At 61.1% G+C, this 7,463-nt stretch carries 6 protein-coding genes; 3 read left to right on the top strand and 3 right to left on the bottom strand.

Annotation, left to right across the window (positions count from 1 at the left end; all coding sequences use genetic code 11):
- Window positions 1-83: 83 nt before the first annotated feature.
- Window positions 84-1,442 carry a glutamine synthetase family protein gene (locus tag ACW9HW_RS27635; RefSeq protein ID WP_457402481.1) on the bottom strand — a complete coding sequence of 453 codons (1,359 nt, stop codon included), beginning with the start codon at window positions 1,440-1,442 and terminating at the stop codon, window positions 84-86.
- A gap of 162 nt (window positions 1,443-1,604) precedes the next feature.
- On the opposite strand from ACW9HW_RS27635, the gene ACW9HW_RS27630 reads away from it, so the two are divergent.
- Entirely contained in the window at window positions 1,605-2,549 is a 945-nt protein-coding gene (locus ACW9HW_RS27630) for a helix-turn-helix domain-containing protein (protein ID WP_095194822.1), read from the top strand.
- On the opposite strand, the gene ACW9HW_RS27625 is transcribed toward ACW9HW_RS27630, so the two are convergent.
- Window positions 2,546-3,142: a cupin domain-containing protein gene (locus ACW9HW_RS27625; RefSeq protein ID WP_095194823.1), complete on the bottom strand. Its 597-nt coding sequence runs from the start codon at window positions 3,140-3,142 to the stop codon at window positions 2,546-2,548. The two genes, ACW9HW_RS27630 and ACW9HW_RS27625, sit on opposite strands and share 4 nt — an antisense overlap.
- Before the next feature lie 178 nt (window positions 3,143-3,320).
- Entirely contained in the window at window positions 3,321-5,276 is a 1,956-nt protein-coding gene (locus tag ACW9HW_RS27620; RefSeq protein ID WP_457402479.1) for an oxidoreductase, read from the bottom strand.
- Window positions 5,277-5,486: 210 nt separating this feature from the next.
- Between ACW9HW_RS27620 and ACW9HW_RS27615 the strand changes: the two genes are divergently transcribed.
- The gene (locus ACW9HW_RS27615) at window positions 5,487-6,536 is read left to right on the top strand and encodes an ABC transporter substrate-binding protein (protein ID WP_457402477.1); all 1,050 of its coding nucleotides are present in this window, start codon (window positions 5,487-5,489) and stop codon (window positions 6,534-6,536) included.
- Between the two features lie 73 nt (window positions 6,537-6,609).
- Window positions 6,610-7,392, top strand: coding sequence for a class II aldolase/adducin family protein (locus ACW9HW_RS27610; RefSeq protein WP_457402475.1), 783 nt, complete (start codon window positions 6,610-6,612; stop codon window positions 7,390-7,392).
- Window positions 7,393-7,463 lie beyond the last annotated feature (71 nt).

The raw sequence follows: 7,463 nt of genomic DNA, 5'->3' as shown, positions 1-7,463 counted from the left end.
AGGCCGGCAGGCTCGACATCATCTTTGGATGTCAGACCGCCATCGCGGGCAAGCCCGCTCCCACAGGGACTGTGTGATGCTGCTTAAACGCTCAGCAACAGAAACTCGCGCTCCCACGAACTGATCACGCGTTTGAAGTTCTCGTGCTCGGCGCGTTTGACCGCGACGTAGCCCCGCACGAACTTGCTGCCCAGGTAGCGACCGATGGTGTCGCACTCTTCCATCTGCGTGAGGGCGTCTTCGATGGTGATCGGCAGGCGCAGGTTGCGGCGTTCATAGGCGCGGCCCTGCACGGCAGCGCTTGGCTCAATGCCTTCGACCATGCCGATGTAGCCGCACAACAAGCTGGCGGCGATGGCCAGGTACGGGTTGGCGTCGGCCCCTGGCAAGCGGTTTTCCACGCGCATCGCCTCCGGGCTGGAGGTCGGCACGCGCAGGCCGACGGTGCGGTTTTCTTCGCCCCATTCAACGTTGACCGGTGCCGAAGTGTCCGGCAGGAAGCGGCGGAACGAGTTCACGTTGGGCGCGAACATCGGCAGTACTTTGGGGATGTATTTCTGCAAGCCGCCGATGTGGTGCAGAAACAGTTCGCTCATGTTGCCGTTGTCGTCAGCAAAAATCGGCTTGCCGGTGGCGATGTCCACCACGCTCTGGTGAATGTGCATGGCGCTGCCGGGCTCGTCGCCGATCGGCTTGGCCATGAAGGTCGCGGTGACGTTGTGCTTGAGCGCCGCTTCACGCAGGGTGCGCTTGAACACGGTGATCTGGTCGGCCAGGTCCAGCGCGTCGCCGTGCCGGAAGTTGATTTCCATCTGCGCCGGGCCGTCTTCGTGGATCAGTGTATCGAGGTCCAGGCCTTGCAGTTCGCACCAGTCGTAGACGTCTTCGAACAGCGGGTCGAATTCGTTGGCCGCGTCGATGGAGAACGACTGCCGACCACTTTCCGCACGACCCGAACGGCCCAGCGGCGCCTTGAGCGGCAAGTCCGGGTCTTCGCAACGTTGGGTCAGGTAGAACTCCATTTCCGGCGCCACAATGGGCTTCCAGCCTTTATCGGTGTACAGCTGCAGGACTTTTTTCAGCACGTTGCGCGGCGACAGTTCGATGGGGTTGCCGAACTTGTCGAAGGTGTCGTGGATGACAATGGCGGTCGGTTCGATGGCCCATGGCACCACATACACCGCATCGGCGTCGGGCTTGCACACCATGTCGATATCGGCCGGGTCGAGCAGGTCGTAGTAGATATCGTCGTCGACAAAGTCCCCGGTTACCGTTTGCAACAGCACACTTTCCGGCAGGCGCATGCCTCGCTCATGCAGGAACTTGTTGGTGGGTGCGATTTTGCCGCGTGCAATGCCGGTCAGGTCGCTGACGACGCACTCGACTTCGGTAATCTTGTGATCTTTCAGCCATGTGAACAGCTGATCGAAAGGGGCATTCATAAAGACCTCGTTATTGGTTTTGTTAACGCGGGAGAAGGCCGTTTTCATCTTCGGGAGACTTCCCCTGTGGCGCGTTGACGACTATCTTGGGCGAGCCTTGCGGTTCCATCTATCCACTTTAAGCATCACAAAGCGCACCAAAAGAGTGCGCGAGATCGTCCCATGACAGCCTTTAAGACAGTGTGCAATTCACTACAGGTTCAAGCCTTCAACACCGCCGATGTCGCCGAGCAAATCCGCGCCACACCGGGTTGGGTCCAGCATTACCAACAAATGTCGCCGGGGCATTTCGCCGGGTTGGTGCGCTATCTGGACTTGCAGGGCGTGGAGATTTACGAAGAGTCGATGAACACTCGCGTCGAGCAGAATTTCAGCGCACCCCAGGGCTCGCTGGCGTTCTGTTTCGATCGCAGCGACAACGCGCTGTACGTGTTGAATGGCGAAAGCCGCAACATCTGGATCACCCCGGAGAACTACCAGGAAATCGCCGTGGTGTTCGGCCCGGAGTTTGTCCAGCGTCACAAACTGGATATCGCCCGACTCGAAGGGCTGTTCATGGCGCCGCTCAATTCGCAGCAGAATGCGCTGTTCAGTCGCTGGCTCAGCGGCACGTTGACGCGGTTGTCGCAGACCATCGATCCACCGAGCCGTGAAGCCCTGACCCAGCAGTTGCTGGACGACTGCCTGTTCATCCTCGACAACGCCTGTGTCTGTCTCGATCAAGGCGCGCTGCAACGCCGGGCCGGCGAGCGGGCGATCATGAAAAGGGTAGGGGAATGGGCGGCGGACACGCCCGAAGAACACCTGAATTTACTGGAGTTGTCCCAGGTCGCCGGGGTTTCACTGCGCCAGTTGCAACATGCGTTCAAGACCTATACCGGCATGGCGCCAACCCAATGGCTGCGCCTGCGCCGCCTCAACAGCGCACGCCGTGAACTGCTCAGCCGCACACCGACGCAAACCACCGTTGCCGAAGTGGCGATGCACTGGTCATTCTGGCATTTGGGACGGTTTTCCAGCAGCTATCGCGCACTGTTCAAGGAGTTGCCGAGTGACACCCTGAAACGCGCAAGCAGCGCTCAGCCGATGACGCGCGGGCGGCGCTAGAAGGTGGGCGGGGTAATCACCCAGATCACCACCGCATCCACCTCGCCGGGGTTGCCGTAACGGTGCGGTTCCTGGCTGGAGAAGCTGAAGCTGTCGCCTTCGTTGAGCTGGAAATAACGCTCGCCCACCCACAACTCGAAACTGCCCGACAACAGGTAACCGGCTTCTTCGCCTTCATGGCTGTAGCTTTGCTGGCTATAGGTGCCGGGCGGGAAGCGTGAGTGGAGCATTTCCAGCTGACGGTTGGGGGTTGGGGTCAGCAACTGATCGACGATGCCATCCTCGTAATGCACGCTCAGGCGACTGTTCTTGCGCACCACCACGCCGTCGTCTTCGGGATTGGTGTTGGCTTCGCTGGCGAAGAACCACTGGATGGTCACGCCCAGGCTGCGGGCGATGTTGAACAGCGCCGGGATCGATGGATAGGCGAGGTTGCGTTCCAGTTGGCTGATATAACCGGCGGTGAGTTCGCTTTGCTGTGCCAGTTCGGCCAGGGTCATGCCCCGGCGTTTGCGCAAGCCACGAATGCGTGTGCCGAGAAAATGCGGTTCGGCGCTGCCGGTTGCGGGCTGTGTGGTGCTGTTGGTGCTCATTGTGAATTCCGAACCGGGGGAGGGCGTGAGCCATTTTGCACAATCCCTGTGGGAGCGGGCTCGCCCGCGATGACGTCGGCACAGTCAACATGTGTATTGGCTGAACCATCGCCATCGCGGGCAAGCCCGCTCCCACAGGGAATGTGTTAGCCGTCAAAGCCCCGGAGTATAAACAGGCTTAAAGCTCCCACGCGACTTTCAGCCCTTCATAGATCGCTTCTTCGGCGGTGCGCGGGGCCAGGCAATCACCGATGCGCCGAAATTCCACCAGGCCTTGCAGTTCATCGCCGAGGGTGTCCAACGGCTGATGCCCCTGGCACAGCACCAGCGTGTCGATGTTTTCCAGCAACATCGGCTCGCCGCTGGCGGTGTGTTGCAGGTAGACGGTATTGTCGTCGCAACCGTACAGCCGCGCATAAGGGGTGATGGCAATCCCCAGCTTGTGCAGCTCGCCGGCCAGTTGATCACGAACATACAGCGGCAGGCTCTCCCCGCAATGGGTGCCGTTGACCGCCAGTTGCACCTGATGACCGGCGCGGGTCAGGCGCTCGGCGATGCCGGGGCCGATCCAGTCGCAGCGCCAGTCGACCACCACCACCGAACGCCCGATCTGTACCTCATCGCGCAGCACTTGCCAGGCGTCCACCACCTGCAGTTCGCCGCCGCGTTCGAAGGGCGGCCAGTAGGGTTCGGCGCCGGTAGCGACGATCACCATGTCCGGTTTTTCCTGTTCTACCAACGCGCGGTCGACCCGGGTGTTGCGCACCACGCGCACCCCGGCCAGTTCCATTTCCCGCTGCAGATTGGTACTGGCGCCGCCGAACTCGCTGCGCCGTGGCAGCAATTGCGCCAGCAGCACCTGACCGCCAAGTTGCGAGCTGGCTTCGTACAGCGTCACCTCATGCCCGCGCTGGGCGGCAACGGCGGCGGCCTTCATGCCGGCCGGGCCACCGCCAGCGATCATGATGCGTTTGCGGCTTGTCGCCGCCTGCCGTTGGCCAAAAATCAGTTCGCGTCCCGTTTCCGGGTGCTGGATGCAGGAAATCGGCAACCCTTTATGGAAGTGCCCGATGCACGCCTGGTTGCAGGCGATGCAGGCGCGCACGTCTTCGGCGCGGCCGGTGTCGGTTTTGTTGGGCATTTGCGGGTCGCAGATCAAGGCGCGGGTCATGCCACAGACGTCGGCCTGGCCACGGGCGATAATCAACTCGGCTTCCTGGGGCTGGTTGATGCGCCCGGTGACGAACAGCGGAATGTCCAAACCAGCCTTGAAGGTCCCGGCTTCTTTCGCCAGATACGCCGCTTCAATCGCCATCGGCGGCACGATATGCACCGCGCCGCCCAGCGAGGCCGAGGTGCCGGCGACGATGTGCACGTAATCCAGTTGCCCTTGCAGCGATTGCACGGCGGCCAGTGATTCGTCTTCGGTCAGGCCTTCAGGGTCGCGCTCGTCGGCGGAAATGCGCAGGCCGATGATGAACGCCTCGTCGGTGCTGGCCCGAATCGCAGCGATGACTTCGCGCAGGAAACGCAGGCGCTGTTCCAGTTCACCGTTGTAGCCATCGGTGCGGCGGTTGACCCGTGGATTGATGAATTGCGCCGGCAGATACCCGTGACTGGCCACCACCTCGACGCCATCGATCCCGGCCTGATGCAGGCGTCGGGCTGCGGCGGCATAACCGGCGACGATCTCTTCGATCATCGCCTGATCCAGCGCCCGTGGCATCACCCGGAAACGCTCGTTGGGCACCGTCGATGCAGAGTAGGCCACGGCCAGCAGGCCATCGGCAGACTCCATGATTTCCCGTCCCGGATGGAACACTTGCGACAGCACCACGGTGCCGTGGGCGTGGCAGGTCTCGGCGATCTTCCGGTAGCCGTCGATGCAGGCGTCGTCGGTGGCCATCAACACATGGGAGGTGTACCGCGCGCTGTCATGCACACCGGCCACTTGCAGCACGATCAGCCCGACACCGCCTTCGGCACGCGCCCGGTGATAGGCGATCAGTTGTTCGTTGACCAGGTTGTCGGTGGGCATCGAAGTGTCATGACCGCTGGACATGATGCGGTTTTTCAGGCGCTTGCCACGGATCTGCAAGGGTTCGAACAGGTGCGCGAAGGCAGGTGTCGACATGGTGCGGGTACTCCAGCGTGCCGAAGCCGAATGGCCGGTTGCGTTGTTATTATTGTTCTATAGAAATTTACCGCCAGTAAAAAATCAACTTGTTTTTTTACTGTGGCTTGCAGTAGTTTCATTCCGAGCCCGCTCCCGGGCCGAACCTCACAACAATAAAAAGGGCCATTCCGGTGTCAGTCCGGGCGGCACCTGCAAGAGGAACCTTTGATGAAATCGCTAACGCTCAAGCACGGTTTTTATCCCTTGGTGTTGTCCATGGCCTTGGGCCTCGGCACCGCTCAGGCAGGATCGGACATGGTGGTGGTCGGATACGGCGGGGCGGGACAGAAAGCCCTCGACGCGGCGTTCTTTCAGCCTTTCGCCACGCAGGATCAAAGCAAGGTCATGCAGGCCGAATACAACGGTGAGATGGCCAGGATCAAAGTGATGGTCGACACCGGCAACGTCGATTGGGACGTGGTGCAGATCGAGGGCCCGGACCTGATGCGCGGTTGCGAAGAGGGCATGTACGAGCGTCTTGACTGGACGCGACTGGGGCATGCCGACCAGTTGATTCCCGAAGCGGCACAGGAATGCGGGTCGGCTGCAATGGTCTGGAGCGTGGCGATTGCCTACGACACCGACAAACTGGCGCAAGCCCCGACCTCGTGGGCTGATTTCTGGGACGTGAAGAAAACCCCCGGCAAACGCGGGCTGCGCAAGCGTGCGGTGTACAACCTGGAATTCGCCTTGCTGGCCGACGGGGTGAAAACCGAAGACGTCTACAAGGTACTCGCTACCCCGCAAGGCGTGGACCGTGCGTTCGATAAACTGACCGAACTCAAGCCCTGGATCCAGTGGTGGGAGGCGGGCGCGCAACCCCCTCAATGGCTGATGTCGGGCGACGTGGTGATGACCTCGACCTACAGCGGACGCATTGCCGACGCCGCGCAAAAGGGCAGCCACCTTGGCCTGGTCTGGCCCGGCAGCCTGTACGGCATGGATTACTGGGCGATCATCAAGGGCTCCAGGCATGTTGATCAGGCGAAGCGTTTCATCGCTTTTACCAATCAGCCGGATGCCCAGGTCAACTATGTGAACCTGATCCCTTACGGGCCGACCAACACCCTGGCCGCCGCGCAACTGGACGACAAACTGGCCAAGTGGGTGCCGACCGCACCGCAGAACCTCAAGGGGGCGCTCTCGATGAACGTCGGCTTCTGGGTTGATCATGGCGAGGAGCTGGAGGAACGCTTCAACGCCTGGGCCAGCAAGTAAACGACGGCGGCTGGACGTCGGTGTACGTCCAGCCGTAATGTCTGCCAGCCGATCTGCCTGGAGAACTACAACAATGAATGACCTGACTGCCGTGCCTGTGCGCAGTGCCACTGAACAGCGTCTGCGCGAAGAACTGGCCGCCTGTTATCGCCTGATCGCGCATTTTCGCATGACCGATCTGATCTTCACCCATATCTCGGTGCGCCTGCCGGGGCCTGAGCATCACTTCCTGATCAACCCGTATGGGTTGATGTTCGATGAGATTACAGCGTCCAATCTGGTGAAGATCGATCTGGATGGCCGGGCGGTCGAGCCGTCGCCATATCCGGTCAATCCTGCCGGTTTCGTGATTCACAGCGCGATTCACGGCGCCCGTGAAGACGCGCAATGCGTGCTGCACACCCACACCAAATCCGGCTGTGCAGTCGCCGCATTGAAGTGCGGGTTGTTGCCGGTGAATCAGATTTCCATGGAGTTCTACGGCAAGGTGGCTTACCACGACTATGAAGGCGTGGCGCTGGACATGAGCGAGCAACAGCGGCTGGTGGCGGACATGGGCGACAAGCCGGTGTTGATGCTGCGTAACCATGGCTTGCTGACCGTGGGCGAGACCGTCAGCCAGGCGTTCTTGCGCATGTATTACCTGGAAAAGGCCTGTGAAATTCAGCTGGCGGCGCAAGCTGCCGGAGAACTGGTGCTGCCACCGGCGCAGGTGTGCGAACACACGGAGCGACAGTTCAACGATCCTGGGCGGTCACTGGATGAGGGGGAGTTGAGTGATCCGGACGCCATGCAACTGGCCTGGGCGGCGTTGTTGAGATTGCTGGATCGGGTGGCGCCGGGGTATCGGGACTGATCCAGGCCCTGTGGTGGAGCGGCTGGCCTCTTCGCGAGCAGGCTCGCTCCCACAGGATTTGTGTACATCAC

This window comes from Pseudomonas sp. SDO5532_S415 (assembly GCF_054071155.1).
This window is presented reverse-complemented; position numbering and strand designations above follow the sequence as displayed.